Source organism: Streptococcus mitis (assembly GCF_002096755.1).
Taxonomy (GTDB): domain Bacteria; phylum Bacillota; class Bacilli; order Lactobacillales; family Streptococcaceae; genus Streptococcus; species Streptococcus mitis_AC.
Genome location: NZ_NCVF01000024.1, coordinates 149,131 through 175,566, shown reverse-complemented (window position 1 = coordinate 175,566; position 26,436 = coordinate 149,131). Strand labels below are relative to the sequence as shown.

Annotated in this window: 33 protein-coding genes and 1 pseudogene; 31 read left to right on the top strand and 3 right to left on the bottom strand. The window is 33.5% G+C overall.

Translation table 11 applies throughout. The annotated features are described in order from the left end of the window. Positions 1 to 45 precede the first annotated feature (45 nt). The 17 genes from B7700_RS07045 (at position 46) to msr(D) (ending at position 14,458) form a co-directional block, all read left to right on the top strand. Positions 46 to 279 carry a DUF5965 family protein gene (locus B7700_RS07045; protein ID WP_000152419.1) on the top strand — a complete coding sequence of 78 codons (234 nt, stop codon included), beginning with the start codon at positions 46 to 48 and terminating at the stop codon, positions 277 to 279. Further along, positions 276 to 659 (top strand): DUF5945 family protein, encoded by a 384-nt coding sequence (locus B7700_RS07040; protein ID WP_084888015.1) that lies wholly within the window; start codon positions 276 to 278, stop codon positions 657 to 659. Before B7700_RS07045 ends, B7700_RS07040 begins: the two co-directional genes overlap by 4 nt. Before the next feature lie 37 nt (positions 660 to 696). Next, the gene (locus tag B7700_RS07035) at positions 697 to 969 is read left to right on the top strand and encodes a hypothetical protein (protein WP_049534650.1); all 273 of its coding nucleotides are present in this window, start codon (positions 697 to 699) and stop codon (positions 967 to 969) included. A gap of 70 nt (positions 970 to 1,039) precedes the next feature. Then, positions 1,040 to 1,516 carry a type II toxin-antitoxin system antitoxin PezA gene (gene pezA / locus B7700_RS07030; protein ID WP_000579597.1) on the top strand — a complete coding sequence of 159 codons (477 nt, stop codon included), beginning with the start codon at positions 1,040 to 1,042 and terminating at the stop codon, positions 1,514 to 1,516. Then, a complete protein-coding gene (gene pezT, locus B7700_RS07025) occupies positions 1,516 to 2,286 on the top strand; it encodes a type II toxin-antitoxin system toxin PezT (protein ID WP_084888013.1) in 771 nt (256 codons plus the stop codon). Before pezA ends, pezT begins: the two co-directional genes overlap by 1 nt. Before the next feature lie 253 nt (positions 2,287 to 2,539). Further along, positions 2,540 to 3,223 carry a LexA family transcriptional regulator gene (locus B7700_RS07020; protein ID WP_005590085.1) on the top strand — a complete coding sequence of 228 codons (684 nt, stop codon included), beginning with the start codon at positions 2,540 to 2,542 and terminating at the stop codon, positions 3,221 to 3,223. 2 nt (positions 3,224 to 3,225) lie between these two features. Beyond that, the gene (locus tag B7700_RS07015; protein WP_084888011.1) at positions 3,226 to 4,641 is read left to right on the top strand and encodes a Y-family DNA polymerase; all 1,416 of its coding nucleotides are present in this window, start codon (positions 3,226 to 3,228) and stop codon (positions 4,639 to 4,641) included. Further along, the gene (locus B7700_RS07010) at positions 4,638 to 5,003 is read left to right on the top strand and encodes a hypothetical protein (protein ID WP_084888009.1); all 366 of its coding nucleotides are present in this window, start codon (positions 4,638 to 4,640) and stop codon (positions 5,001 to 5,003) included. Before B7700_RS07015 ends, B7700_RS07010 begins: the two co-directional genes overlap by 4 nt. Next, on the top strand, positions 4,993 to 5,283 hold the full coding sequence (locus B7700_RS07005) for a DUF5960 family protein (RefSeq protein ID WP_001080184.1): 291 nt from the start codon (positions 4,993 to 4,995) through the stop codon (positions 5,281 to 5,283). Before B7700_RS07010 ends, B7700_RS07005 begins: the two co-directional genes overlap by 11 nt. 295 nt (positions 5,284 to 5,578) lie before the next feature. Continuing rightward, entirely contained in the window at positions 5,579 to 5,935 is a 357-nt protein-coding gene (locus tag B7700_RS07000; protein WP_084888007.1) for an SAG1252 family conjugative relaxosome accessory protein, read from the top strand. A gap of 4 nt (positions 5,936 to 5,939) precedes the next feature. Continuing rightward, positions 5,940 to 6,305, top strand: coding sequence for a MobC family plasmid mobilization relaxosome protein (locus B7700_RS06995; protein WP_084888005.1), 366 nt, complete (start codon positions 5,940 to 5,942; stop codon positions 6,303 to 6,305). Then, positions 6,292 to 8,121, top strand: a complete 1,830-nt coding sequence (locus B7700_RS06990; RefSeq protein ID WP_084888003.1) for an SAG1250 family conjugative relaxase — start codon at positions 6,292 to 6,294, stop codon at positions 8,119 to 8,121. The genes B7700_RS06995 and B7700_RS06990 overlap by 14 nt, the downstream gene beginning before the upstream one ends. A 103-nt stretch (positions 8,122 to 8,224) precedes the next feature. Then, positions 8,225 to 8,449, top strand: a complete 225-nt coding sequence (locus B7700_RS06985; RefSeq protein WP_000919631.1) for a helix-turn-helix domain-containing protein — start codon at positions 8,225 to 8,227, stop codon at positions 8,447 to 8,449. A 457-nt stretch (positions 8,450 to 8,906) separates the two neighbouring features. After that, on the top strand, positions 8,907 to 10,658 hold the full coding sequence (locus B7700_RS06980; RefSeq protein ID WP_084888002.1) for a recombinase family protein: 1,752 nt from the start codon (positions 8,907 to 8,909) through the stop codon (positions 10,656 to 10,658). A 542-nt stretch (positions 10,659 to 11,200) separates the two neighbouring features. After that, entirely contained in the window at positions 11,201 to 11,371 is a 171-nt protein-coding gene (locus tag B7700_RS06975) for a hypothetical protein (RefSeq protein WP_000873143.1), read from the top strand. A 385-nt stretch (positions 11,372 to 11,756) separates the two neighbouring features. Continuing rightward, positions 11,757 to 12,974: a macrolide efflux MFS transporter Mef(A) gene (gene mef(A), locus B7700_RS06970; protein ID WP_000417519.1), complete on the top strand. Its 1,218-nt coding sequence runs from the start codon at positions 11,757 to 11,759 to the stop codon at positions 12,972 to 12,974. 20 nt (positions 12,975 to 12,994) lie between these two features. Continuing rightward, positions 12,995 to 14,458, top strand: a complete 1,464-nt coding sequence (msr(D), locus tag B7700_RS06965) for an ABC-F type ribosomal protection protein Msr(D) (RefSeq protein WP_000420313.1) — start codon at positions 12,995 to 12,997, stop codon at positions 14,456 to 14,458. 117 nt (positions 14,459 to 14,575) lie between these two features. Here the strand turns inward: msr(D) and B7700_RS06960 are convergent, their stop codons facing one another. The 3 genes and pseudogenes from B7700_RS06960 to B7700_RS06950 all read right to left on the bottom strand — a co-directional run. Beyond that, the gene (locus B7700_RS06960; RefSeq protein WP_001072467.1) at positions 14,576 to 14,875 is read right to left on the bottom strand and encodes a DUF5960 family protein; all 300 of its coding nucleotides are present in this window, start codon (positions 14,873 to 14,875) and stop codon (positions 14,576 to 14,578) included. Beyond that, the gene (locus B7700_RS06955) at positions 14,862 to 15,230 is read right to left on the bottom strand and encodes a hypothetical protein (protein ID WP_084888000.1); all 369 of its coding nucleotides are present in this window, start codon (positions 15,228 to 15,230) and stop codon (positions 14,862 to 14,864) included. Before B7700_RS06955 ends, B7700_RS06960 begins: the two co-directional genes overlap by 14 nt. Next, a pseudogene (locus B7700_RS06950) lies at positions 15,227 to 15,406 on the bottom strand (Y-family DNA polymerase); the annotation flags it as partial. The gene B7700_RS06955 and the pseudogene B7700_RS06950, both read right to left, overlap by 4 nt. A 30-nt stretch (positions 15,407 to 15,436) precedes the next feature. Between B7700_RS06950 and B7700_RS06945 the strand changes: the two are divergent. The 14 genes from B7700_RS06945 to B7700_RS06875 all read left to right on the top strand — a co-directional run bounded on the left by B7700_RS06945 (position 15,437) and on the right by B7700_RS06875 (position 26,371). Continuing rightward, positions 15,437 to 15,835: a recombinase zinc ribbon domain-containing protein gene (locus tag B7700_RS06945; protein ID WP_004261296.1), complete on the top strand. Its 399-nt coding sequence runs from the start codon at positions 15,437 to 15,439 to the stop codon at positions 15,833 to 15,835. 134 nt (positions 15,836 to 15,969) lie between these two features. Continuing rightward, positions 15,970 to 16,857 carry a nucleotidyltransferase domain-containing protein gene (locus B7700_RS06940; RefSeq protein WP_001270697.1) on the top strand — a complete coding sequence of 296 codons (888 nt, stop codon included), beginning with the start codon at positions 15,970 to 15,972 and terminating at the stop codon, positions 16,855 to 16,857. Positions 16,858 to 16,862: 5 nt separating this feature from the next. Next, positions 16,863 to 17,447: a Cap15 family cyclic dinucleotide receptor domain-containing protein gene (locus B7700_RS06935; protein ID WP_001005371.1), complete on the top strand. Its 585-nt coding sequence runs from the start codon at positions 16,863 to 16,865 to the stop codon at positions 17,445 to 17,447. 333 nt (positions 17,448 to 17,780) lie between these two features. Further along, on the top strand, positions 17,781 to 18,398 hold the full coding sequence (locus B7700_RS06930) for an RpiB/LacA/LacB family sugar-phosphate isomerase (protein WP_084887998.1): 618 nt from the start codon (positions 17,781 to 17,783) through the stop codon (positions 18,396 to 18,398). 207 nt (positions 18,399 to 18,605) lie between these two features. Further along, positions 18,606 to 19,424 (top strand): alpha/beta fold hydrolase, encoded by an 819-nt coding sequence (locus B7700_RS06925; RefSeq protein ID WP_084887996.1) that lies wholly within the window; start codon positions 18,606 to 18,608, stop codon positions 19,422 to 19,424. Continuing rightward, the gene (locus tag B7700_RS06920) at positions 19,424 to 20,278 is read left to right on the top strand and encodes an ADP-ribosylglycohydrolase family protein (RefSeq protein WP_084887994.1); all 855 of its coding nucleotides are present in this window, start codon (positions 19,424 to 19,426) and stop codon (positions 20,276 to 20,278) included. The genes B7700_RS06925 and B7700_RS06920 overlap by 1 nt, the downstream gene beginning before the upstream one ends. 29 nt (positions 20,279 to 20,307) lie before the next feature. Then, the gene (locus tag B7700_RS06915; RefSeq protein ID WP_084887992.1) at positions 20,308 to 20,697 is read left to right on the top strand and encodes a DUF7668 domain-containing protein; all 390 of its coding nucleotides are present in this window, start codon (positions 20,308 to 20,310) and stop codon (positions 20,695 to 20,697) included. Between the two features lie 235 nt (positions 20,698 to 20,932). Then, complete coding sequence (locus B7700_RS06910) at positions 20,933 to 21,607, top strand: hypothetical protein (RefSeq protein WP_084887990.1); 675 nt, start codon at positions 20,933 to 20,935, stop codon at positions 21,605 to 21,607. A 144-nt stretch (positions 21,608 to 21,751) separates the two neighbouring features. Further along, positions 21,752 to 22,408, top strand: coding sequence for a DUF443 domain-containing protein (locus B7700_RS06905; RefSeq protein WP_004262637.1), 657 nt, complete (start codon positions 21,752 to 21,754; stop codon positions 22,406 to 22,408). A gap of 33 nt (positions 22,409 to 22,441) precedes the next feature. Then, the gene (locus B7700_RS06900; protein ID WP_084887988.1) at positions 22,442 to 23,107 is read left to right on the top strand and encodes a DUF443 domain-containing protein; all 666 of its coding nucleotides are present in this window, start codon (positions 22,442 to 22,444) and stop codon (positions 23,105 to 23,107) included. A 49-nt stretch (positions 23,108 to 23,156) separates the two neighbouring features. Beyond that, complete coding sequence (locus B7700_RS06895; protein ID WP_084887986.1) at positions 23,157 to 23,807, top strand: DUF443 domain-containing protein; 651 nt, start codon at positions 23,157 to 23,159, stop codon at positions 23,805 to 23,807. Between the two features lie 544 nt (positions 23,808 to 24,351). Continuing rightward, entirely contained in the window at positions 24,352 to 24,717 is a 366-nt protein-coding gene (locus tag B7700_RS06885) for an insulin activator factor (protein ID WP_084887984.1), read from the top strand. 217 nt (positions 24,718 to 24,934) lie between these two features. Beyond that, positions 24,935 to 25,816, top strand: a complete 882-nt coding sequence (locus B7700_RS06880) for a diacylglycerol/lipid kinase family protein (RefSeq protein ID WP_084887981.1) — start codon at positions 24,935 to 24,937, stop codon at positions 25,814 to 25,816. 63 nt (positions 25,817 to 25,879) lie between these two features. Continuing rightward, positions 25,880 to 26,371 (top strand): phosphoribosylanthranilate isomerase, encoded by a 492-nt coding sequence (locus B7700_RS06875; RefSeq protein WP_084887979.1) that lies wholly within the window; start codon positions 25,880 to 25,882, stop codon positions 26,369 to 26,371. The last annotated feature ends 65 nt before the right edge of the window (positions 26,372 to 26,436 follow it).

The window sequence follows — 26,436 nt, the reverse complement described above, 5'->3', positions numbered from 1 at the left end:
AAATCAAGATGTTTTAGCTAATATTAGAATGAAAGAGGATCGTATATGACCATTATTGAACGCTTAGAAGAAAAGGTCACTAGGCAAGAAAGTAAGGTAGCAAGAGAAACAGAAAAACTAGCTGCTTACAAAGAGCAACTGGAGACAGCGATGTTTGCGACGTTCAAAAGACGTCAAAGCATCAGTCACATGAGTTTTGAAGAAGCTCTTGACCATGCCTTTGGTAAAGAAAGACAATTCGATGATTCTGAATTTAGAAAGGATGAAATGAGTGAATGACAAAAGATTGGAATTTTAATCAACCATTAGAAAGTAAATCAGAAAATCAAGAAGATCCAGATAAAATTGCGGCCTTATTTGGAAATCATCAAGGAGGTAATGATATAAATTATGAAGCAGCTTTTCAAAAGCGCAAACAAGCACCTGTGACTGAATCAAATTCTAGTTCTAAACCCAAAGTTACAGAGGTTAGAACAGGAAAAGAGACAGATATCACTACAAGTTATCAGCAACATCTTAAAAGGCTGATTGCGGATAACAATAGTGATATTCAAAGTAGTCAAAATAAAATTGAAGAGCTACATACGTTGATTGACACAAAGAATAAAGACAATAAGAAATTGCAGTCCATTTATGATGCGATTTCGGAATTACACTAAGCAGTCCTAATAGGCTGCTTTTTTTGAGAGGTTATAGATGTTTACAAAACTTTTTAAGAAAAACCAAGACAATAGTGATGTATTTAAGAAGCTAATTCATAGACTATCTGATATGTCTGTCCAAGATCTTGAAAAAATAGACCGACTGCTAGATATCATTTTCACTCCAGATCAAGGATCAGAACAACTAAAAACAGAATCAACTTATAGAGAAGAAACTTTGGACGACACATTAAAGGAAGCTAAGAATCAACTTCATAAGGAACAATTGGAAAAGAATTTAGAGAGATTTAGGAAAAACAGTCAATAATGCACCAAAAATGGTGCATTTACTTTTTCTAAATGTTATAATGGTGGTATAAAAATAAAAGGAGTTTGCCATGATTGGAAAGAACATAAAATCCTTACGTAAAACACATGACTTAACACAAGACGACTTTGCCCGAATTGTAGGAATTTCTCGAAATAGCTTGAGCCGGTATGAAAATGGAACGAGTTCGGTCTCTACGGAACTAATAGATATCATTTGTCAGAAGTTTAATGTATCTTATGTCGATATTGTAGGAGAAGATAAAATGCTCAATCCTGTTGAAGATTATGAATTGACTTTAAAAATTGAAATTGTGAAAGAAAGAGGAGCTAATCTATTATCACGACTCTATCGTTATCAAGATAGTCAGGGAATTAGCATTGATGATGAATCTAATCCTTGGATTTTAATGAGTGATGATCTTTCTGATTTGATTCATACGAATATCTATCTAGTTGAAACTTTTGATGAAATAGAGAGATATAGCGGCTATTTGGATGGAATTGAACGTATGTTAGAGATATCTGAAAAACGGATGGTAGCCTAATGGATATCCAAGATTATACTGATAGTGAATTCAAACATGCTCTAGCACGGAATCTTCGTTCTCTGACAAGAGGAAAAAAGTCCAGTAAGCAACCTATAGCGATTTTGCTTGGAGGGCAAAGTGGTGCTGGTAAGACTACAATTCATCGTATTAAACAGAAAGAATTTCAAAGAAATATTGTTATCATAGATGGCGATAGTTTTCGCTCTCAACATCCACACTATTTAGAACTGCAGCAAGAATATGGCAAAGACAGTGTAGAATACACCAAAGATTTTGCAGGCAAAATGGTAGAGTCTTTAGTAACAAAATTGAGTACTTTGGGATACAATCTTTTGATAGAGGGAACTTTACGAACAGTTGATGTTCCAAAGAAAACAGCACAACTCTTGAAAAATAAGGGCTATGAAGTACAATTAGCTTTGATTGCGACAAAGCCTAAACTGTCCTATCTGAGCACCCTTATCCGATATGAAGAACTGTACGCTATCAATCCAAATCAAGCACGCGCAACTCCAAAAGAACATCATGATTTCATTGTAAATCATCTAGTTGATAATACACGGCAATTGGAAGAACTAGCTATCTTTGAAAGAATTCAAATTTATCAACGAGATAGAAGCTGTGTATATGATTCAAAAGAAAATACAACTTCAGCAGCAACCGTTCTTCATGACTTACTATTTGGAGAATGGAATCAAGTAGAGAAGGATATGCTTAAATCAGGAGAAGAAAGATTGAAAGATTTAACTAATCGAAATGGTTTGTAGAGTTAGATTTTAAAAATAAAGTCTATTGGATCGTCAATTAAAAAATAACGATCCTTTTTATATTCTCTATCTTCTTGTTCTTCATATTTTTTCAAAAGTTTTAGCATTCTTCAGTGATGATTTCCTAACAATATAAGTACGAATTTAGAGTAGTTTATGATTATTTTAAATCTTGGGGATTATTAAACTCTTGATTTTTTCCAGCAGCTATGGTATTCTTTTGTTAGTTAATAAACTTACAAAAGGAGAACAAATGTTTTCACCTATTAAATTAAAAGAAAAAAGAGAAAGTCAGGGGTTATCACAATCTCAACTTGCATCCAGTTTGGGAATCAGTAGAGCTTCATACTTTAATTGGGAATCAGGTAAAACAAAGCCTAATCAAAACAATCTAACCAAATTGAGTCAGATTTTGAATGTTGATCCTCGATATTTTGAATCAGAGTATGAAATAGTTGAAACTTATCTCAAGCTAACTGAAAAGAATCAAAAAGCGACACTTCATTATGCAAAAGACTTATTGAACAATCAAAACTCTAAAGTTGTAGAAGTTTCTGAACGATTTGCTTATAAGGTCTATGAAAAATTATCAGCTGGTACAGGAACAGCTTACTTTGATGATGGTAATTACGATACAGTTTACTTCAATCATCAATTTGATTATGACTTTGCATCATGGGTGTTTGGTAATTCAATGGAACCGACATATGAAAATGGTTCTGTAGCCCTTATTAAGCAAACAGGATTTGATTATGATGGAGCTATTTATGCGATAGATTGGGATGGTCAAACCTATATTAAGAAAGTGTATCGTGAAGAAAATGGACTTCGTTTAGTTTCACTCAATCGGAACTATTCAGATAAGTTTGCACCTTATGATGAGAATCCTCGCATTATAGGGAAAATCGTTGGGAACTTTATTCCTTTAGAGGACTAAGTATGAGTTGGTTTGATTATAGTCTCGAACCTAAAAGTGACATTGCCTTTATTGATATGAAATCTTTTTACGCAAGTGTAGAATGTGTAGATAGAGGCCTGCATCCACTTAAGACTTCACTTTGTGTTATGAGTCGTGCAGATAATTCTGCGGGTTTAATCCTTGCTTCCTCTCCTATGTTTAAAAAGGTCTTTGGAAAGTCGAACGTTGGACGTTCCTATGATTTACCATTTGATGTAAAGACTCGCAAATTCTCTTATTATAATGCTAGAAAACAAGGCTTACCGACAACGATGGACTATGTTCGTTATATAGAAGAATGGGCAAAATCAACAGTGATTGTTCCTCCGAGAATGGATACTTATATTGCAGTCAATATGGAGATTCAAAAAATCTTTCAAGATTTTGCGGCACCAGACGATATTTATCCCTACTCAATTGATGAAGGATTTATTGATTTAACCAGTTCATTAAATTATTTTGTGCCAGATAGAAGAATTAGTAGGAAAGATAAATTAGATATTATTTCGGCTGCTATTCAAAAAAAGATTTGGAGAAAAACAGGAATCTATTCAACTGTAGGCATGTCTAATTCCAATCCCTTATTAGCTAAGTTAGCACTAGATAATGAAGCTAAAAAAACTCCGACAATGAGAGCCAATTGGTCCTATGAGGATGTCGAAAAGAAAGTATGGACTATTTCTAAAATGACAGATTTCTGGGGAATTGGAAATCGGATGGAGAAGAGATTACATGGTTTAGGCATCTTTTCGATTAAAGAATTGGCAAAGGCTAATCCTGACTTGATTAAAAAAGAGCTTGGGATTATGGGACTAGAGTTATGGTTTCATGCCAATGGGATTGATGAAAGCAATGTTCATAAACCTTATAAGCCAAAATCAAAAGGAGTAGGGAACTCGCAAGTTTTACCTAGAGATTATATAAAGCAAAGAGATATTGAAATTATACTTCGTGAAATGGCAGAACAAGTTGCGGTTAGATTGAGAAGAGCAGGTAAAAAAGCAACAGTAGTTTCTATACACTTGGGGTATTCTAAGGCGGAACAGAAACGATCTATTCATACTCAAATCAAGATTGAACCAACCAATCAAACAGCACTACTGACAAACTACGTTTTAAAGTTATTTCACACTAAATATACTTCAGGAGCTATCAGGAATGTGGCAGTGAATTATTCTGGTTTAGTGGATGAATCCTTTGGATTGATTTCATTATTTGATGATATTGAAAAAATAGAAAAAGAAGAAAGGCTCCAGTCCGCAATCGATGCTATTCGAACAGAATTTGGTTTTACTTCATTATTGAAAGGTAATGCCCTGGATCAAGCTTCTAGAACCATTGCTAGAAGCAAACTCATTGGTGGTCATTCAGCTGGAGGATTAGATGGACTAAAATGATGAATCGTTCTTATTTACCTTTTCTATCTGCAAGAGAGTATCAAGATCGTGGGATGGCTAAGTGGATGGGCTTCTTTTTGTCAGAACATTCAAGTTCTCTTTGGGAAGAAAAAAATAAAGAAGATATCTCCATTTCCCTATCAATGGAAGAGAAAGTTCTATTTGTTCGGCAACTGTATACAAATGTCTTCCCTGCAACTTTTGTTTTTAAGTTATCCAATAGAAGAAAAGTAGTATCGGGTATTGTTAAAGAGATTGGAAAAGAGTTTATATCTATTAAATCAGATACTGGTTTTCTTCGATTAAAATGGGAAGATATACTCGATATCCAAATAGAAGGGGTGGATTTATATGAATCGTAAAGAATTATATGATGATAAATTGCAGCTAGATTATTTTTCAGATTCTTATTTACAGTTTGAGTCAGATTTTTACAAGTATTCAGCTTTAGATATACCATTAACATTTATCACAGATGATATTTTACGCACAATGGCTATGTCTCAAAAACATTATTTTAAACTTAACAAAAGTAAATCTTTAGACGGTCGTGATCATTACTTTGTTTTTTCTATCAAGATGAACAAAGACAGTAGTGGTATTAGACAGTATGAATATCAGAGACATTGTTTTAATTTGTAAGAGTCCGACAGGGCTCTTTTTTCTGTGATAATTTTATCAAAAAGTATTTGTTATACTTTTTTTAATTTAGATTTATCTTGGGGGTTTGGGGGCGGAGCCACCACATTGTCATATCGTTTGTTTTTTGAACCGTGAGGTTTGAAATGGCAGGCGATATGATTTTTGGGATATTGTGGACACAATATCTGAGCTCGCAAAGCCTTACAAAAATGTTGAAGCTATTTTGAAAAATGTACTGACAGTGTCTGTAAGCTTACATTGTCAGTACAGGTATCAATGAAGGAGGAAAAGTCATATGAAAAGAGATATACGTAGTATTCGGAAACAATTTCGCTTAACAGAAACGGAAGAAAAACAAATACTAGATTTAATGAGAGAGAAAGGAGAGGATAATTTTTCTGATTTTCTCCGTAAAAGCTTACTATTGTCTGATGGACAAAAACAGATGACAAAATGGTTCAACCTTTGGAAAAAACAAAAGTTGGAACAAATTAGCCGTGATGTTTATGAAGTATTGATAATTGCTAAAACAAATCATCAGGTTACTCACGAACATGTTTCTATTTTGTTAACTTGTATTCAGGAATTAATTAAAGAGGTAGAAAAAACAGCTCCTCTTAGTGAAAATTTTCGTAACAAATACATGAGGTAGTAGAGTGGAACATCGATATCGAACGAATTTAAAAAAAGTCTTTTTATCTGATTTAGAAATAGTCAAATTAAATGAAAATATCTGTAAAAGTCACTGTTTGTCTTTTTCGGAATATGCTAGACGAACTCTACTAGATCCTGGTATGAATTTTATCACCATTGATACAAATAGTTATCAAGATTTGATTTTTGAATTAAAACGAATCGGAAATAATATTAATCAAATAGCCAGAAGCATAAATTATTCGAATTTAATAACGGAAGTTGAATTAAATGAGTTGAGAAAAGGTATAGAAGAGTTAATAGTAGAAGTGGAGAAAGATTTTCTTATCCAATCTGAAAAATTGAGGAAATTTTATGGTCATCACTAAACACTTTGCGATACATGGAAAAAATTATCGTAGTAAATTAATTAAATATATTTTGAATCCAAGTAAAACAAAAAACCTAACACTAGTTTCAGATTTTGGTATGAGAAATTATTTAGATTTTCCAAGTTATAAAGAACTAGTGAAGATGTACAATGATAATTTTTTAAGTAATGATACTCTTTATGAATTTCGTCATGATAGGCGAGAAGTAAATCAACGAAAAATTCATTCTCATCACATCATTCAGTCCTTTTCTCCAGATGACCATCTTACTCCCGAACAAATCAATCGGATTGGTTATGAGACAGTTAAAGAGTTGACAGGAGGTAGATTTCGTTTCATTGTAGCAACTCATGTCGATAAAGATCATATCCACAATCACATCATCCTAAATTCAATTGATCAGAATTCTGATAAAAAGTTTCTATGGGATTATAAGGCAGAACATAATCTACGAATGGTTTCTGATCGTCTTTCAAAAATTGCAGGGGCAAAAATTATAGAAAATCGTTATTCGCATCGTCAGTATGAAGTTTATCGCAAAACAAATTACAAATATGAAATAAAACAACGAGTATATTTTCTAATCGAGAACTCGAAAAATTTTGAAGATTTCAAGAAAAAAGCAAAAGCTTTACATTTGAAAATTGATTTTAGACACAAGCATGTTACTTTTTTTATGACTGATTCAAATATGAAACAAGTCGTACGTGATAGTAAATTGAGTAGAAAACAACCTTATAATGAAACTTATTTTAAGAAAAAGTTTGTTCAAAGGGAAATCATAAACATCTTAGAATTTTTACTTCCGAAAATGAAGAATATGAATGAATTGATTCAACGAGCAGAATTTTTTGGATTAAAAATAATTCCGAAAGAAAAACATGTTCAATTTGAATTTGATGAGATTAAGATTTCAGAGCAGGAATTGGTAAAAGCTAATCTGTATAGTGTTAGTTATTTTCAAGACTATTTTAATAACAAAAATGAAACTGTTGTCTTAGATAAAAAAAATTTAGTTGAACTTTACAATGAAGAAAAGCTAATTAAAGAAAAAGAGTTGCCGACAGAAGAGGTGGTATGGAAATCCTATCAAGATTTCAAGAGAAATAGGGATGCTGTTCATGAGTTTGAGGTAGAGTTGAATCTTAATCAAATAGAAGAAGTAGTAGACGATGGAATTTACATTAAGGTACAGTTTGGTATCCGACAAGAAGGACTTATTTTTGTACCAAATATTCAGATCAATATGGAAGAAGAAAAAGTTAAAGTATTTCTCAGAGAAACTAGTTCTTACTATGTATACCATAAAGATTCAGCAGAAAAAAATCGCTTTATGAAAGGTAAAACTTTGATTAGACAATTTAATCTTCAGTATGAACCACAGTATATGTATAGAAGAATTCCTCTTAGCAAAATTAAAGAAAAAATAGAACAATTAGATTTTCTTATATCTGCGGAAAATAGTCCGAATGATTTTGAAGATATAACAAATGATTTCATTGCCCAAATATCATATCTAGAGAATATGATTGAACAAGTCCAAAATAAAATTGATGATTTAACTAATTTAGAGGAAGTATTGTTGAATAATACGGCAAATATTTCTAGCAATTTAGAAAATAGTATTCAAGGTAAAAGTTCAGTAGATACAATAGAGAAGGATTTATACATATATAAAGGAAAGATTGAAACACTGAAGGAACAACATAGGGAAGCAATAAATTTATTTGAAATGTTTAATAAAACAATAAAGAAATATAAGGAAAAACAAAATATGAAATCTATTAAGGAAAATGAGATACATTTAGAGTAAACAGTTTACTAAAAAGTATATATAGAATAGTTTCATGTGCCAATTTGTCACATATTTAAAAATAAGAAAATAACTATATTATACTTGTTTTAGGAGACATTGGATGTTGAAAAGGATTAGAGATTTACGCGAGGATGATGATTTGACACAAGAATATGTTGCAAAAACAATCTTAAATTGTACAAGATCAGCGTATTCTAAAATGGAATCAGGTACCAGGTTAATCTCTATAGATGACCTTATCAAACTTGCAGATTTTTATAATGTAAGTTTAGATTACCTTGTAGGTCGAGTGGATAATAAAGAAGACCATTACTCCAAAAAGTAGTAGGTTAAGAAAGCACATTGACAATTGAATAGTCCAAAATGGTACTTTCCTCATTTGTGGAGCAGTTTTGAATGGCTCGCCATGATAAGAGCGACATTAAAACCATCAATAAAATAGAGCGATACTTTATATGCCATGATACAAATGATATACAATGATACTTCTGACCGTTCAGGCTGCCAACGTAAAAGAGCAGCAAGTGAAATTCTTATGATGACTTCATCAGTCATGCCATGGAGGAAATTGATAAAAGATAAAAGGGAAGTGATTTTTTGAAATCAAATTTAGAAAATTATATAGTCGAGCTAGAGATGCTAAATCTATTATTCTTAAAAAAACTTATTAGCGAAAAAGAATATGAAAAAATAAAGCTGAAACTGCGTAAAATATACACAAATTAGCTGACCTTTTTTATTGGTTGCGGTAAAATAAATGCAGAGAAATAGGAGGTTAAGCCATGTCAAATAACGTTGAAATTATAAAAGCAAATCCTTTAGTAACTAGAAGAAATGATAATAGTGGTTCTTTATCGAGGAGAGTAGCAGCATATTGTCGTGTTAGTTCCGATAGTGATGATCAAAAAAATAGCTATGATTCTCAAGTTCGTCATTATAGAGAGTATATATCACAGCACCAAGATTGGATTTTGGTTGACATTTATGCTGATGAAGGGATTTCAGGAACTCAAGTTGGAAAAAGACAAGATTTTCAAAGATTGATTTCAGATTGCCTTGATGGAAAAATAGACTATATCATTACCAAAGCCATTGCTCGCTTTGCTAGAAATACATTAGATACTCTCAAATATGTTCGTTTGCTCAAAGATAAACAAATTGGTGTATTTTTCGAAGAAGAAAATATTGATACTTTAACTATGGATGGTGAGTTACTATTGACGATATTAAGTTCAGTGGCTCAACAGGAAGTTGAAAATACATCTGCCCATGTTAAAAAAGGTTTAAAAATGAAGATGCAACGTGGAGAACTTATTGGTTTTCAAGGTTGTCTTGGTTATGACTATAATCAAGATACAAAGTCGATATCAATAAATGAAAAAGAAGCCAAGATAGTACGTTATATTTTTGAACGATACATTGATGGTATTGGGGGTAGGGCAATAGCTAGAGAACTTGATGAACTAGGTTATAAAACTCCGAGAGGTCTTGATCACTGGCAAGATACAACAGTTTTAGGAATTATTAAAAACGAGAAGTATAAAGGTGATATTCTAATGGGAAAAACTTTCACTGTTGACCCCATTAGTAAGAGACGTTTAATAAATTTCGGTGAAGAAGATAAATACTACATTAAAAATAATCATGATGCAATAATTAGTCCAGAAATTTTTACACAGGCGCAAGAAATTCGATTACGGAGATCAGGAAACAAAAAAACTATAGCAAATACAAAAGGTAAACGAGAAAGATATTCAAGAATGTACCCTTTTAGCAGTAGATTAGAATGTGGTTTTTGTGGTACTGTTCTGTCTAGAAGAAGTTGGCACTCTAGTTCAGAGTACAAAAAGATTATTTGGCACTGTACAACATCTATAAAGAGAGGTAAAAAGCATTGCACTCATAGTAAAGGGATAGAGGAAAAAGCAATAGAAAATGCTTTTTTACAGAGCTACCAACAGTTGTTTTATGAAAATAATAACCTAACTGAAGACTTTCTTGAAATTATAAAAGAAGAGCTTACTGATGATACCTTAAAAGTGGAGTTGAATAAGATAGTAAGTAAATTAAATTCGTTGTACAAAAAAGAAGAAAAATTAGTTTCAATGAATCTAGATGGAAAAATAAGTGATTCTGTATATGAAGATAAATTCAATCAAATACAAATTGAGAAAGAAAAACTTTTAGAAGAAAAAGTAAACTTAGAAGTAACTTTAAAATCAGAAGTTGATATAAAAAGTAGATTAGAAAATTTTAAAGAAATTTTAAATTCACAAAAGACTTTGACGGAGTTTGACAAGGACATTTTTGAAAGTATCGTTGAAAAAATCATAGTAGGCGGAATAAATTCTGATGGAGAAATTGATCCAGCAATGTTGACTATAATTTTTAAAACAGGAGATTCTTCGACTAAAGATGCAAAATCTTACAAATCTAAAAGGAAGAATGCTAAAATAGATAATGATAAATTGTGTTTTAATGCCGTAACCGATGACGAAAAAAAGTGTACAAATAAAGAAAACAGCGCATGTTGAGGCGGTAAGTTTGCTAGTCAAGGAGTAAAACGACGAAGATTAGCATTTACTTCCGCCCATGCGATAGCTGTCCGTGATTGACAAGTGCTAGCACGCAGACAGAACGGAGATAGCGAACCGCTGAGTGTGTCGCTCTGCTCGTAAAAGCTTAGAAACCTTTGAACGAAAGGGATAATGAAAGCCTTGATTGCAAGGCTTTTTGCTTTATGGTGGGTAAGTATCAGAGTGAGAAAATTTTTGGAATGAGTAGAAGTGATAGCTAGAAATTATCAGTTTCTATTTCCATTTACCCTGTGGGTACGTGTTTGTTTCCATTGACAAGGAGTTTGTGGGAATAGAAATGTACCCACCTTGTTTGAATCAAGTGAAGTGTAGTTGAAGGAAATCTGTTGAAAGCAATACTTCATTTTACCGAATAAGTAATAATTTAGGCAACTTCAAATCGATTAAAAAAAACTATTTTAAAGGTTAAGAGTAGACAAAAATTGTCCACTCTTTTTTGCAAACTCAATTTATCAATAAATGAAATGAGGGAATGTAAAATGAAATATTTTGAGGTTGAGTTAGAAAATCCTGATGAATTTTTAAAACTACAAACAGAAGATTTTGTGAAAGCTAATCGCTTGCTACTAAGGAAGATAATCCAGAGCGTTACAGTCTATGAAGAAAACTTCGTCATATCCTTTAAATCTGGCATCGAATTGGAAGTATGAGTCTCATTCCATAACTTTTATATTGAACATATCATCTTGTTGTGTTATACTATAAATTGATATAAACAAAGATGTAGGAGGAACCGAAACTATGACAGCCTCAATGCGTTTAAGATAAGCTGGCAATAAAAAAAGCAGAATCTATACCCGATGATAGGCTTTTTTGTTGTGCTTATTTATACGATATTGAGCATTCATTAGTTACGGTGAGGATATTGGTTATTTAACTATACCTTTATTTAACTATGTCTTTAATATGAATGTTTCCAAATTGTATGTATGCAGACCAAAAGCCACATTGTGGGGTTTGGCCTGCATTTTTTATTGCCTAGAATGCTATTCAAAATAGAAATTCAAGCAAAATAATATGCAGGAGATAATATAAATGGAAAAATACAACAATTGGAAACGAAAATTTTATGCAATATGGGCAGGGCAAGCAGTATCATTAATCACTAGTGCCATCCTGCAAATGGCGATTATTTTTTACCTTACAGAAAAAACAGGATCTGCGATGGTCTTGTCTATGGCTTCATTAGTAGGTTTTTTACCCTATGCGATTTTGGGACCTGCCATTGGTGTGCTAGTGGATCGTCATGATAGGAAGAAGATAATGATTGGTGCCGATTTAATTATCGCAGCAGCTGGTGCAGTGCTTGCTATTGTTGCATTCTGTATGGAGCTACCTGTCTGGATGATTATGATAGTATTGTTTATCCGTAGCATTGGAACAGCTTTTCATACCCCAGCACTCAATGCGGTTACACCACTTTTAGTACCAGAAGAACAGCTAACGAAATGCGCAGGCTATAGTCAGTCTTTGCAGTCTATAAGCTATATTGTTAGTCCGGCAGTTGCAGCACTCTTATACTCCGTTTGGGATTTAAATGCTATTATTGCCATCGACGTATTGGGTGCTGTGATTGCATCTATTACGGTAGCAATTGTACGTATACCTAAGCTGGGTAATCAAGTGCAAAGTTTAGAACCAAATTTCATAAGGGAGATGAAAGAAGGAGTTGTGGTTCTGAGACAAAACAAAGGATTGTTTGCCTTATTACTCTTAGGAACACTATATACTTTTGTTTATATGCCAATCAATGCACTATTTCCTTTAATAAGCATGGAACACTTTAATGGAACGCCTGTGCATATTTCTATTACGGAAATTTCCTTTGCATTTGGGATGCTAGCAGGAGGCTTATTATTAGGAAGATTAGGGGGCTTCGAAAAGCATGTATTACTAATAACAAGTTCATTTTTTATAATGGGGACCAGTTTAGCCGTTTCGGGAATACTTCCTCCAAATGGATTTGTAATATTCGTAGTTTGCTGTGCAATAATGGGGCTTTCGGTGCCATTTTATAGCGGTGTGCAAACAGCTCTTTTTCAGGAGAAAATTAAGCCTGAATATTTAGGACGTGTATTTTCTTTGATCGGAAGTATCATGTCACTTGCTATGCCAATTGGGTTAATTCTTTCTGGATTCTTTGCTGATAAAATCGGTGTAAATCATTGGTTTTTACTATCAGGTATTTTAATTATTGGCATTGCTATAGTTTGCCAAATGATAACTGAGGTTAGAAAATTAGATTTAAAATAAACAATATTGGAGGAAATGTTATGGAATTAATATTAAAAGCAAAAGACATTCGTGTGGAATTCAAAGGACGCGATGTTTTAGATATAAATGAATTAGAAGTATATGATTATGACCGTATTGGTTTAGTAGGAGCAAATGGTGCTGGAAAAAGCACTTTACTCAGGGTACTTTTAGGAGAATTAACTCCCCCAGGATGTAAAATGAATCGTCTGGGTGAACTTGCCTATATTCCCCAGTTGGACGAAGTAACTCTGCAGGAGGAAAAAGATTTTGCACTTGTAGGCAAGCTAGGTGTTGAGCAATTAAATATACAGACTATGAGCGGTGGTGAAGAAACAAGGCTTAAAATAGCACAGGCCTTATCGGCACAGGTTCATGGTATTTTAGCGGATGAACCTACGAGCCATTTAGACCGTGAAGGAATTGATTTTCTAATAGGACAGCTAAAATATTTTACAGGTGCACTGTTAGTTATTAGCCATGACCGCTATTTTCTTGATGAAATAGTAGATAAAATATGGGAACTGAAAGATGGCAAAATCACTGAGTATTGGGGAAACTATTCTGATTATCTTCGTCAGAAAGAGGAAGAACGTAAGAGCCAAGCTGCAGAATACGAACAATTTATTGCGGAACGTGCCCGATTGGAAAGGGCTGCGGAGGAAAAGCGAAAACAGGCTCGTAAAATAGAACAGAAGGCAAAAGGTTCTTCAAAGAAAAAAAGTACTGAAGACGGAGGGCGTTTAGCTCATCAAAAATCAATAGGAAGTAAGGAAAAAAAGATGTATAATGCTGCTAAAACCCTAGAGCACAGGATTGCGGCCTTAGGAAAAGTAGAAGCTCCGGAAGGCATTCGCAGAATTCGTTTCAGGCAAAGTAAAGCATTGGAGCTCCATAATCCATACCCTATAGTCGGTGCAGAAATTAATAAAGTATTTGGGGATAAGGCTCTGTTTGAAAATGCATCTTTTCAAATTCCGTTAGGAGCAAAAGTGGCGTTAACTGGTGGTAATGGAATCGGAAAAACAACTTTAATCCAAATGATCTTAAACCATGAAGAAGGAATTTCTATTTCGCCTAAGGCAAAAATAGGTTACTTTGCACAGAATGGTTACAAGTACAACAGTAATCAGAATGTTATGGAGTTTATGCAGAAGGATTGTGACTACAATATATCAGAAATTCGTTCAGTGCTAGCATCTATGGGGTTCAAACAGAACGATATTGGAAAAAGTTTATCTGTTTTAAGCGGTGGAGAAATTATAAAATTGTTGCTTGCTAAAATGCTCATGGGTAGATATAACATCCTAATAATGGATGAACCCAGTAACTTCCTTGACATACCAAGTTTAGAGGCTTTGGAAATACTAATGAAGGAGTACACCGGAACTATCGTGTTTATCACCCACGATAAACGATTACTCGAAAATGTAGCAGATGTAGTTTATGAAATTAGAGATAAGAAAATAAATCTGAAACATTAAATTTAAGGTAGTCGCTGGTCAGTATAGTCTGTTCTGGTTGGCGACTCCATTGTTAAAGAGTATAAAGACTTTAGATTTTATGAATATTAAAAATAGGAACAGTCAATTGAACTGCTCCTATTTTTCTGCTAAATATATTGTAGTTTTCTTATATGTATAATGATAGATTAGCGGATTCTCATCTACGGTACTTACTTCAAATATGAAGAAGTGATCGCGGTTATCTCTGGACTTTTCCTTATTGAGGACAAAGTAATTCTTACGTGAAGTCGCCATTGTTTTTAGGATATCATCAGTTAGGAAGGTCAATGGAATATTCATGTTAGAGTAGCGGTAGAAGTCACGTTCAAAATCTTGGTAGCTCTCGCTATAATAGTCCATTTGTAGGTGATTACGCTGAAACTCAAGCTGATTCATAGAGCACCTCCTCGACAAGTTCAATACTAATAATGTCTTTTAATTTCAAATTGATGTGACCTGTTGTAGTTTTTATCAAAATGAAATCTTTGGTCAGACTTGGTATTGTTCCAGTGTAGGAAACACGCTTGTTTTTTTCAATCACTTGAATGCGTGTGAGTAGCTGCCCGGCGTATACTTGACTGAGGAGTAATAATTTCTTCTCTAGTGATAAGTCAGACATGTACGTTACTTTGTTTGTATCATCAGAGAGTGCTGATGCATGTTCAGATAGGAAAAAGCCCATCCATTTTTGCATCTTTGTATCCTGGTACTCTCTTGCTGACTGAAATGGTAAGGATGAACGGTCAATCATTTTAATCCCTCCAATCCACCAGCGGAATGACCGCCAATAAGTTTACTGCGTTCAATATTTTAGGAACCTTCAGTTAGGACGGTTCCTTTTTGTATGGCTAAAAAGCCAAACTGTTCTCTGACAACATCAATAGCTGTCTGAAGTCTATTTTCTTTTTCAATTTCTTCTACATCATGCAAAATGAGGACAACCCTTTTACTACCAAGGTGTTCTGTGCAGAATGCGGTTCAGCTTTTGGACGTAAGAACTGGACGACCAGTCGTGGCAAACGTAAAGTTTGGCAGTGTAACAACCGTTATAAGGTAAAGGGACAGATTGGTTGTCAGAATAACCATATCGATGAGGGAACACTAGAGAAAGCTGTAATGATGGCAGTTAAACTACTGAGTGAGAATATGGATTTGTTGCATGGAAAGTGGAATAAGATCTTGGAAGAAAACCAGTTATTAGAAAAGCATTACAGTGTGTTACTGGCTGAATTGATAAATAAGGAGTGTTGGGAATATGATTCCTTTGAGATGTGTCAGGTACTAGATAGTATTTTGATTTCGGAGGATGGACAGATAACCGTTAGATTTTTGGAAGGAACAGAAGTTGATTTATAAGGCTGTAGGCATAGTATAGTTCACTATGTTTGCAGCCTTTTTTCTTGTTTAGTGGTATAATTATATGTAGGATTTTTTTAATATCGGTTACTTTTTATGAATTAACCAAAAAACTAAAATGGAGTTGTTTTATAATGAGATATTCTGAAGAAGCATTACAATCATGGATTAAGCCGTTATCTGCCACTGAAGAAACACGGGTTGAAAATACTATTGGAATGATTAAAGATGCAATAGAAAGGAGTGGGCTCTCTTCAAAGTATGAATATGAAATTTTTGCCCAAGGTTCTTATGCAAATAATACGAATGTAAAGAAAAATAGCGACATTGATATCTGTATCATGGTGAAATCTTTATTTTATTGTGAGTATGTAGATGGGTTATCGGACCTAGACTATAATTACTCTAGTAGCAGCACCAATGCTAATGTATTTAAAAACGAAGTGATTAAAGCGTTAATTTCAAAATTTGGTGCAGAATCAGTTTCTATTGGCAATAAGTGTATCAATATTAATTCTAACTCATATCACGTAAATGCAGATGTAGTCCCATGTTTTCAATATCGAAATTATAGATATATTGGTAGCAGGTCATCTGAAAAATTTGTTGAAGGCATCAAATTTTTTACCTCAAACGGAAATTATGAAGTAATTAATTATCCTAAAGTTCATATACAAAATGGTATCTCTAAGAATAAATCTACTCACTATAAATATAAATATTTAGTTAGGATTATGAAGCATATTAAGAACGAGATGCAGGAGCTAGGATTGACAAACGAACGCATTTCTTCATATTTGATAGAATGTTTGGTCTGGAATATACCTGAACAGATGTTTTTCAATAGTAATAGCTACACAGGGTTGTTACAGCAAGCGTTATATTACATAGTGTCTCAAGTGAATTTAAATTGGGTTGAAGTAAGTGGAATGTATTACCTTTTTCGTTCAGAGCAGAAATGGAATTTACAGGATACAAAAACTTTTTTAGTTAGAATGATTGAATTTTTGGATTATAAATAAAACTTATGAATGAACAGCAGAAAAAATTTTTGAATATTACAATATGGGTTTTTGCAATTTGCTTGTTATTAAGATTGTTAATAAGTGGCCAAGAGATTGCAGTGAATCTTAAATCTGATATTTTGGCATTGGTATATTCAGCCATTGGGTATATTGGTGAAGCTATATCAGTTACAGCAATTATTATGGCTATTTTTGAAAAAACAGCATGGCGGTGGCCATTACTATCTAAGATTCATAATGTTCCAATTTTATTTGCGAATTATGTAGGTAGTTTCAAGACGGACTATGATCAGAATGAAAGAAATTGTGAACTTACTATTGAACAGTCATTTACGACTATTAAAGTTAAGTTTAAAACGGGTGAAAGTTCGAGCCATAGCATTACAGCATCAATTATCAATGATAATGGAACACAAAAATTAATTTATACATATTTAAATAGCCCAAGGGCTGAATTGCAAAGTCCTATACATTATGGGACGGTAATTCTTGATATTGATAATCCAAATCAACTAGAAGGAAATTATTATACTAATCGAGGAACCAAAGGTTCAATGAGTTTTGAGATAAACAACCCTTCTCGCTAGTTGGATTTGTAAAGATTTAAATAAAGAAAGAAGAACTAACTATCGGAAACTTGGCATAGATGTAACAATACTGTATATTAACGAAGCCGTAAATACTCGCATTAGTTACGTTTAATAGTTTAATACGGATATTCAGCAGCTTTGATTTCGTTTCACAGTATAGGTAGTAACCGTCAAGACATGTGGAGGCGGTAGTTTTGATGTCAAAAGTTGCAACCAGTGAATAAATGAAGTGTAGAAAATAAAGGCTTGTTCAATTCAATATATAATGAATTACCGGCACCCAAACCAAAGAAAAAGAAATAATTAAATTAGAAGTTGAAGGGGGGAAGAATGAGAATCGGAGTTATTCAAGCAAGTTCGCAAGCGACCAAAAATCAAATAATCTATGATGCTGTATTAAAGTATGCTCCAAAGAAATCTGAGGTTATAAATTTTGGCTGTACGATGGAAGAAAATGAAAAATACTCGTATATAGAAATTTCTATTCTTATAGGTATCTTGTTGGCAAGTAGGACAGTTGATTTCGTTGTTACGGGCTGTTCTTCCGGACAAGGAATGATGCTTGCTTGTAATAGTATGCCTGATGTCATTTGCGGATATGCACCTACACCGAATGATGCCTATTTATTTGCTCAGATTAATAATGGAAATGCGATATCATTACCATTAGGTGAAAATTATACATGGTCAGGTACTGAAAATCTTGAAAAAACAATAGAAGCTCTTTTCTCAGAGCCATTTGGGCAAGGATACCCTAAAAGTGAGGCAGAGAGAAAGATAAGAGATGCCGAGCAACTTAAAGAGATAAGAAGCATCGGACAGCTTCAGTTTAAAGAATTCGTAAATATACTAGATATATCATTGCTTGAATCAATCAAAAGGAAACAGGATGTAATTCAGAATGTAAAGGCGTATGGGAAGAAAGAAATAGCTGATTTAATAAAATGAGCAAATCACAGTTTGTCGGGGTAATACCTTTTAACGATAACCTTATGCTATCGTCAAAAGGTTTATAGACATGTTCCCACATACATACATGATCACTTGGCATACATAGTGTTCACTCGTTTTATGTCAAGTGTGTGGTAATGCTTTTAAGAGCTGATTGAACAAGGAAAATTAGCTAGTGAAAGTCCTACAGTAAGGAGTTTAAACATGAAATTCCATGAATTTGGTGATAAGAATTTGCCTCCTATTTTACTGATACATGGTGGTGGCAGTTCTTGGTGGAATTATCTTCGTCAAGCACGAATCCTGTCAGAAGAATACCGTATTATTCTACCCACTTTGAATGGCCACGGAGAGGAATATCAACTTGATTATGTTTCTACTGAAGATTCTGCTTTGGAGATTCTAGACTATATCAAAGCAAACTGTGGTGGGAAATTGTTTGCAATCGGTGGTGTTTCACTTGGTGGTCAAATTGCCATGGAGCTTTTGTCTTTAGACAGTGAAATTGCTGAGAAGGCCATCATAGAGGGAAGCCTCTGTATTCCTCAACCAAGGTTAGCTAAAATCAGCATCTTTCTAGTGTCTCTATTTGGTAAACTGATGTTCAATAAATTCTCTTGCAAACTTCAGTTAAGTATGATGAACAAACTCTATCCTAAACTGGCCTATCCAGAGGAAATAAAAGCTTATTATTTGGAGGATCTGCCAAGGACACCTGTCAAAACATTGGTAACCATTTACAAAAACTATATGGGGCGTTACAAGCTGAAAGATATGATTTCTGCTAGCAAGGCTCAGGTTCTGTATATCTATGGTGAAAAAGAATTGAACTGTGTCAAAGCATCGGCGAAATTATTTCAGCAGCTACATCCAAATACGATTTTGTATGAAGCAAAGGGCTATAATCACGGCTATTTGTCAGCTTACCTACCTCAAGAGTGGATTGATTTGGTGGCACCATTTTTAAAGAGTGAACCATTGGGAATGTGTAATAAATCTGATATGACACAAGGAGGAATCTGATGCTAGGAGCAATTATTGGAGATATTGTCGGTTCTGTTTACGAATGGAACAATATCAAAACAAAGGACTTTCCTTTATTTCGTAAAGACTGCTTTTTTACAGATGATACGGTTATGACCTGTGCTGTTGCAGAAGCGATTATGAACGGGGGACAAAAAGACGACTTCATTGACGCGATGAAGAAATATGGCAGAATGTATCCGAATGCTGATTACGGTGCTCGGTTTAATGCATGGCTAAATAGCGATAACCGTGAGCCTTATAATAGCTTTGGGAATGGATCAGCTATGCGTGTTTCTCCATGTGCTTGGGTCATGGACTGTGGTTTTTATGCGAGAACTGGTATGTGGCCATCATCTAGAGGACTTGCGTGTCTTTCTGCAGAGGTAACCCATAATCATCTAGAAGGTATTAAAGGTGCAATGGCTACAGCTGATGCTATTTTTCTATGTCGTTTTTACTTTGGTGGTTATTGTAGAGAATACGAGCAATCAATTAACGACAATCCTACGGAGTGTAAAAGACGGATTAAGGATTATATAGAGAAGGAATACGGCTACAATCTATCTCAAACTTTAGATGAAATCCGTCCTAACTATCGTTTTAACGAAACATGTCAGGAAACTGTCCCTCAAGCCATTATCGCCTTTCTTGAGAGTACAGATTTTGAAGATGCGATAAGAAATGCCATCTCACTTGGTGGCGACAGTGATACACTCGCAGCAATCACTGGCAGCATAGCCGAGGCAGCTTATGGTATTCCTGATTGGATAAAGGATAAGGCCTATTCTTACTTGGATGCCCCCTTAAAAGATGTAGTTATGCGATGGGAGCTTTACATAGCAGGAAAATGATGGTTTAGTTAAGTAGAAAGGTGGCACCGATGGAATTACTTGATAAGTATAAAAAAGAAAATGTTATAGACGTTATCACTAATATTTTAAAGGCTATTCACCTGAAAAAATATGAAGACATTATGAATTATGTCGATGAATCAGAGATTGATGATTTAAATGAATTCTTTGGTTATGTTGAAAAGACATTGGAATTGAATGATTTTGACACGATTGATGAGTATGGTGTGGAATGTCATTTCAATCCGACTTATGAGTATTCCCAATTGGAGATTTATGATTATGATGACCAGACTGGCTTTGCTGTTGATTATGATTTGACTTCAAATTCTGAATTAGTAGATATGGTGTTGCAAGTAGAGTTTCTATATACCGATAATGGCTATACAGTAAGATTTCTTAATGTCGATCCTGGTTAGGAGAAGTTTAACAAGCAATATCCTTAATACACTATTTATACAGGCATTTAAGATTTTCTTGAATGTCTTTTTTGTGCAAGAGTAAGGTTAAAGTTTTTAAAACTATTAAGTTTTCCTATCAATATCTTGAATGTCTTTAAATGAAATTTATGAATGAATCTAAATGGTTATAGAAAGTCATTTTCAGTATGTTCATGCTATAATAGTCTTAGACTTTGTATTTTTGGAGAAATAAATGAAAAAATATAAGCATTTATTATGGCTTGCAGGCTTGGTAATCATTCTGGTATCGCTGTTTTCATTGAATGGATGTAGTTTGGGTGGTGAAACCATTCCCAAAAACAGGACAAAAGAACAGTACGAATTCGAAAAAACGTTTGAGCCCATGTTTAAATTTTTAGAACAAGACAAGAAGGACTTTACTGTACTAAAGTCATACACTAGTGATATTTATATAAAAAATCAAGCTGAAGTCAAAAAGTACGAAGTGGACTTAGATATTAATCAAGCTGACATTAAAGGTGATTACACAATAACACTTGGCGAGGATAAAGAAACTGTTCCAGTTACTTACTCTAATGGTAAACTAAATTATGAGTCTGAGATAAATCCTTTATTTGATGAGGAAGTTTTAAATTTAATAGTTTCAAGAGCTTATTTCGCTTCCTTAGATGTGGAAAAAACATTTAAGAGCGCAGAAACTGAATTGAGTGATATTATTTACCAGTCAGAAAATCAATCTGAGTTATATAAAAAAATAGTGGAAAAGTATAACCTTCCTTCTGACACAAAACTTTCAGTTAGTCTTGGATATGCTTACTATGACAGATACGATATTCTACTAAGTATAGAATCTAAAGAAAAATTGGTTCAAATCAGTGCTGCAATTTATTTAGTGAAAGGAAAGTGAATTTATAAATTCGATTGAGAAAAGCAACCTCCGAGTTGAAATGTCAGTAATCTTATCGAAAGTTGTTTAGGATTAAAAATGTCACAATTTAAGGAATTCGAGAAGCTGAATAAGAATTTATTAAATTAGCTAGAAAGTGTTTGGGTGGTAAATGTGAAAATTAATTTTAGAGGATTAGATGTTGCTTATTTTGATGTGTTAGAGATGGGAGAGAAAAAGTACGTTCTTGATTCCAACTCCACAACACCAAAGAGTTATTATTGGGGACTTTCCCCTGAAACTCTTGAAGTTGATTTGATAGAACTTGATAGTCAGAATAAAAATTTTGATAAAAAAATTAAGATGGGTCCTTCAGGAATGCGTATGGTAGGTATTGGTTTTAGCCTTCTTTTGTATAGAGTAGTAACATCAATTTCTAGATATTATGATATTAGTCATAATCTATATTTAAAAGTATCTTTATTTCCTATATCTATTTTGGTAGCTTATATTGTCTATCAAAGTATTTTAATGAAATCGAGGAAGGAGATTTCAAGTCGTTTATCGAAGGAAAAGAAGAGGTTTAAAATAGTCTTTCAGAATAATAAGAAAAAAAGACAATTCCATGCCTATCTATTTCTCATTTTACATACAATTGCTTTCTCTATTTATATGGGAGAAGATGATGGAACAGAAGCTGCAATTCTAGTCTTGAATGGTTTGTTGGCCTATCTATTTATTTGGATTGAATCCGGCGTTATTCCATTGACTTATGCTTATCAAAAGAAATACCTAGAATTTAAAGAACTGAAAAAGCTATAATGTAACTTATAACAAAATTCAGAAAGTATTTAGGTGGTAATTTTGGAAATTAATGTTAAAGAAACGAAGTATTTTTGTCATCAACTTGTAGAACTAAATGGGAAAAAATATATATTAGATGCCAGTTCAATGACTCCTAAATTCTACTATTGGGGTGTTCCAACGGAGGAATTAACGGTTGAGATGGCGGAACTTAACAGAGAGGATATCAATTTTAGTACACCGATTAATAAGTTTAAAGCTTCATATGTGGCAATCATTGTCCAACCGCTTATAGGCATTGTTTATTCTTTATTGAAAACTTTTTTTAAAGAGTACAATATTAGCCAACAGATAATTTTAAAATTAGTAGTATTTTGCGCATCCATACTATTCTCCTACTTGATTTTTTATTTTACAAGAGAGAAAGATCGTAAAAATGTTAAAGCTATACTGCCTTCTTCTAGTAGAAGATATGAGATGATTTTTAAACCAATATCTACAAGAAAGCAAGTTTTTGACGCCTATATTTTTAAAGTTCCTATAATAGCTTGTTTAGTTCTCTATTTGTCAATTAATGATGGAGGAGAAGGGATTGTTCTCGTTATCAATAGTATTATCACATTTTTCCTTCTAACAATTGACTTTGGCAAGGTTCCCATTCTTTCCGAATATAAGATTAGAAATGTCACATTTGAAGGAATTAGAGAAATTAAATAAAGCCTTTGATTCAAGTATTAAATTCACTCAGAAAGTGTTTGGATGGTAAATGATTAATTTGAAGTTCAAGAATGCTAATACGATGGCGTATAGTATTGTAGAAATAGAAAATAAAAAGTATATTATGGACTTAGGTTCAATGAAAGGGAAACGCTATTTTCTCGGATTGATGCCTAACTTAATCACTCTTGATATGATTGAGTTAACTCCCTCTGATGATAGTTTTGAAATTAAGTCTAAAACAAAGATAGGAACAACTACTATATCTATTATGGTACAACCATTTGTAGCTCTACTATATAGAGCTATGGAATCAGCTTTTATTAGTATGGGATTGAGTCAACAGATATTTACGAAGAGTATACTATTTGTCTTGTCTATGCTCCTTGCATACTTAGGAGCTGTTTATTATGAAAAAAATTCTCGACGTAACGCATTATCAAAAATACCAGAGAAAAGCAAACGTTATAGAGTCAAGTTTAAACCAAATGGTAAAAGAAATCCTGTATTATTGTTCGGCTTTTTATTGAATATTATTTGTTTTGGATTTTTTATGGGTATTAATGATGGTGCTGAAGGAGCAGTTTTAGTTATAAATGGATTGATATCAACATTTTTCTTTTTTATAGCTAGAATGCCGACAATTAGTTCTTCATGTAGGAACAAGGAATTAATACCAGTTGAAATAGAAGGAATCTAATGTCATAATTTCGAAATAATAACATCTTTTTGTGAATCTAGAAAACAAGAGACATTATGTTTAAATCCAATAAATGGCTGTACTTTTTATTATCCATTCCTTTTCGCTTCTTTTTTAACATTTCTAAGCTATGGGAATTTTCTTCTTAACAACAACGGAAAATTTGTCCATGAAAATGAAAAGATTATCAAGAGTGCAATTATTACCTACCTGGAAGATGAGGAAAAACAATCAATAAATTTTATTAAACTTTTACCAAATACAGCTAGGGGAGGGTATGATAATGGTGGTGATGTGGGTGGAAGATAGCATATTCATTTTTCAGCCTATGTTAACGATAATCCTAAGCAGTCTTTAAAAGTGGAGTTGTATTTTACAGATGCAAGCATTTCACCTTTTACTTTGATTAAACCCGATCCCTTTAAAGACAAAAAGAAGAAGATGTCACGATGGTTTATAGGTGATATTGAGATTTTAGATGATCCTGCTAGGGATTGATTAAGAGAGAAAGAAAAGTTTCATAAAATTAAGAAAAGAGCCTAGTATGAAATCACATAGTTTGTTTTGTTTTAATGGAGTAATATCATTAACGTGTTCTCCCTTTATTGCTTATGCTTTTTTATATAGATGGGAGTTAAGGTTTATTAACGGTGCTCTTCGTTTTGTTGATAAGCCGGAATGGGCATTCTCAATGAACCTAATTAGTTTCATGTTTCTTTTTTGTGCTATACTTGCAATTTTCATTTATAAAAAAGAAGAAAATGGTCGTAAGAAAAGCTTTTTATTTCTCTTAGCGGCATCTATTACAGGTTTCGTACCGTTTCTCTCAATTTTTTCTGCAATTTTTGCATTCATTTCGGGAATATTGTATATAGATGACTTTAATAAATTAGCTAAAAAAATTAAGTAAGAAGTTAGCAACAATAAAACTTTGTTTTAAAAAGCTAAAGTGTAAAAAAATGTTATTTTCATTTTTTCTACTAGACAATATGCTTACCGTATCGTAGATTATTTTAATCTCCAGTACGTCATATTTCTCTTTTCTGTATTTTCATTGTATAATGAGAGTACATTTAGTTGCATACGACGAAATGTAAACATTTCTATTTAAAATTAAGGAGAAATTAATGAAAAAGGCAATGTTAATTATCAACCCTACCTCTGGTGGCGAGAAGGCTTTGGATTACAAAGAAAAGCTGGAAAATAAAGCAAAAGAATACTTTGAGCACGTAGAAACCAAAATTACTGAAAAAGCGCTTGATGCAACACATTTTGCTGAAGAAGCTTCTAGTGAGCAGTACGATGCAGTGGTTGTGTTTGGTGGAGATGGGACTGTCAACGAAGTCATTTCGGGTATTGCTGAGAGAGACTACATTCCTAAGTTAGGGATTATCCCAGGCGGTACGGGTAACCTCATTACAAAACTGTTGGAAATCAATCAAGACATCGATGGCGCGATAGATGAACTGGATTTTAATTTAACCAACAAGATTGATATCGGTAAAGCAAATGATAACTATTTTGGTTATATTTTTAGTATCGGTTCTCTGCCTGAGGCGATTCACAATGTTGAAATCGAGGACAAGACAAAATTCGGTATTCTAGCCTATGCTGTAAATACCATGAAGTCCGTTATGACGGATCAGGTCTTTAACATTAAGGTTGAGACAGAAAATGGAAATTATGTTGGTGAAGCTAGCCATGTTTTGGTTCTCTTGACAAATTACTTCGCTGATAAGAAAATCTTTGAAGAAAACAAAGACGGCTATGCCAACATTTTGATTCTAAAAGATGCTTCTATATTCTCTAAATTATCCGTTATTCCTGATTTACTAAAAGGAGATGTTGTCTCAAATGACAATATCGAGTATATCAGAGCGCGTAATATTAAGATCTCTTCAGATAGTGAATTGGAGTCAGATGTTGACGGCGATAAATCGGATAACCTACCTGTAGAAATCAAAGTCCTATCTCAGCGAGTAGAAGTATTTTCAAAACCGAAAGAGTAGAAGGTAAAAATTAGTTTATTATTCACAACGAAATTAAGTTCTATATCAACGATTGGAGGAGGAATGAATTCTCTATTTGATGAATTTCGAACAATTTGTTCTCAGTTAAACCAAGTCGGAATCACTCCGACGCTCATGGGGTCTTTGGGGGTTGAATACCGATCAAATGAAGAATGGAGGCCGTCTGACATTGACATTCATGTGCCTGGTGATCCTAGAGGTTGGGAAGCACCCGATCATCTCAGAATTTATGAGTGGGACAAGATAATGAAAGTGATGAAACACTTAGGCTACGCCTTAATAGATATTCATGAGCATGAATTCCAAAAAGATTGCCTGAGTGTTGAGTTTGGAAGTATCGATTCTTTACCTGATTTTGCAGGAGTTTCGGAATCGGATATAGAGCTGATTCATCTTGAGAACATCACTTTTCGCGTTCCAAGTTTAGAACAGTTTTTAAGTATTTACAAGGCTTCTTCCCAAGATTCTTATCGAAATGAGCACAATAACAATAAGGATTTTAAAAAAATTGAGTGGCTGGAAAGACATTTGTAAATCATCATTTGAAAAGTAGCAAGTTGTAAGACTGGCTGCTTTTTTATTTATAGAACCAAACCACT

Coding starts and splice junctions, on each gene's coding strand:
- B7700_RS07045 (WP_000152419.1), top strand. CDS start 46: ATGACCATTATTGAACGCTTAGAAGAAAAGGTCACTAGGCAAGAAAGT.
- B7700_RS07040 (WP_084888015.1), top strand. CDS start 276: ATGACAAAAGATTGGAATTTTAATCAACCATTAGAAAGTAAATCAGAA.
- B7700_RS07035 (WP_049534650.1), top strand. CDS start 697: ATGTTTACAAAACTTTTTAAGAAAAACCAAGACAATAGTGATGTATTT.
- pezA (WP_000579597.1), top strand. CDS start 1,040: ATGATTGGAAAGAACATAAAATCCTTACGTAAAACACATGACTTAACA.
- pezT (WP_084888013.1), top strand. CDS start 1,516: ATGGATATCCAAGATTATACTGATAGTGAATTCAAACATGCTCTAGCA.
- B7700_RS07020 (WP_005590085.1), top strand. CDS start 2,540: ATGTTTTCACCTATTAAATTAAAAGAAAAAAGAGAAAGTCAGGGGTTA.
- B7700_RS07015 (WP_084888011.1), top strand. CDS start 3,226: ATGAGTTGGTTTGATTATAGTCTCGAACCTAAAAGTGACATTGCCTTT.
- B7700_RS07010 (WP_084888009.1), top strand. CDS start 4,638: ATGATGAATCGTTCTTATTTACCTTTTCTATCTGCAAGAGAGTATCAA.
- B7700_RS07005 (WP_001080184.1), top strand. CDS start 4,993: ATGAATCGTAAAGAATTATATGATGATAAATTGCAGCTAGATTATTTT.
- B7700_RS07000 (WP_084888007.1), top strand. CDS start 5,579: ATGAAAAGAGATATACGTAGTATTCGGAAACAATTTCGCTTAACAGAA.
- B7700_RS06990 (WP_084888003.1), top strand. CDS start 6,292: ATGGTCATCACTAAACACTTTGCGATACATGGAAAAAATTATCGTAGT.
- B7700_RS06985 (WP_000919631.1), top strand. CDS start 8,225: ATGTTGAAAAGGATTAGAGATTTACGCGAGGATGATGATTTGACACAA.
- B7700_RS06980 (WP_084888002.1), top strand. CDS start 8,907: ATGTCAAATAACGTTGAAATTATAAAAGCAAATCCTTTAGTAACTAGA.
- B7700_RS06975 (WP_000873143.1), top strand. CDS start 11,201: ATGAAATATTTTGAGGTTGAGTTAGAAAATCCTGATGAATTTTTAAAA.
- B7700_RS06960 (WP_001072467.1), bottom strand. CDS start 14,875: ATGAATCAGCTTGAGTTTCAGCGTAATCACCTACAAATGGACTATTAT.
- B7700_RS06955 (WP_084888000.1), bottom strand. CDS start 15,230: ATGATTGACCGTTCATCCTTACCATTTCAGTCAGCAAGAGAGTACCAG.
- B7700_RS06940 (WP_001270697.1), top strand. CDS start 15,970: ATGAGATATTCTGAAGAAGCATTACAATCATGGATTAAGCCGTTATCT.
- B7700_RS06935 (WP_001005371.1), top strand. CDS start 16,863: ATGAATGAACAGCAGAAAAAATTTTTGAATATTACAATATGGGTTTTT.
- B7700_RS06930 (WP_084887998.1), top strand. CDS start 17,781: ATGAGAATCGGAGTTATTCAAGCAAGTTCGCAAGCGACCAAAAATCAA.
- B7700_RS06925 (WP_084887996.1), top strand. CDS start 18,606: ATGAAATTCCATGAATTTGGTGATAAGAATTTGCCTCCTATTTTACTG.
- B7700_RS06920 (WP_084887994.1), top strand. CDS start 19,424: ATGCTAGGAGCAATTATTGGAGATATTGTCGGTTCTGTTTACGAATGG.
- B7700_RS06915 (WP_084887992.1), top strand. CDS start 20,308: ATGGAATTACTTGATAAGTATAAAAAAGAAAATGTTATAGACGTTATC.
- B7700_RS06910 (WP_084887990.1), top strand. CDS start 20,933: ATGAAAAAATATAAGCATTTATTATGGCTTGCAGGCTTGGTAATCATT.
- B7700_RS06895 (WP_084887986.1), top strand. CDS start 23,157: ATGATTAATTTGAAGTTCAAGAATGCTAATACGATGGCGTATAGTATT.
- B7700_RS06885 (WP_084887984.1), top strand. CDS start 24,352: ATGAAATCACATAGTTTGTTTTGTTTTAATGGAGTAATATCATTAACG.
- B7700_RS06880 (WP_084887981.1), top strand. CDS start 24,935: ATGAAAAAGGCAATGTTAATTATCAACCCTACCTCTGGTGGCGAGAAG.
- B7700_RS06875 (WP_084887979.1), top strand. CDS start 25,880: ATGAATTCTCTATTTGATGAATTTCGAACAATTTGTTCTCAGTTAAAC.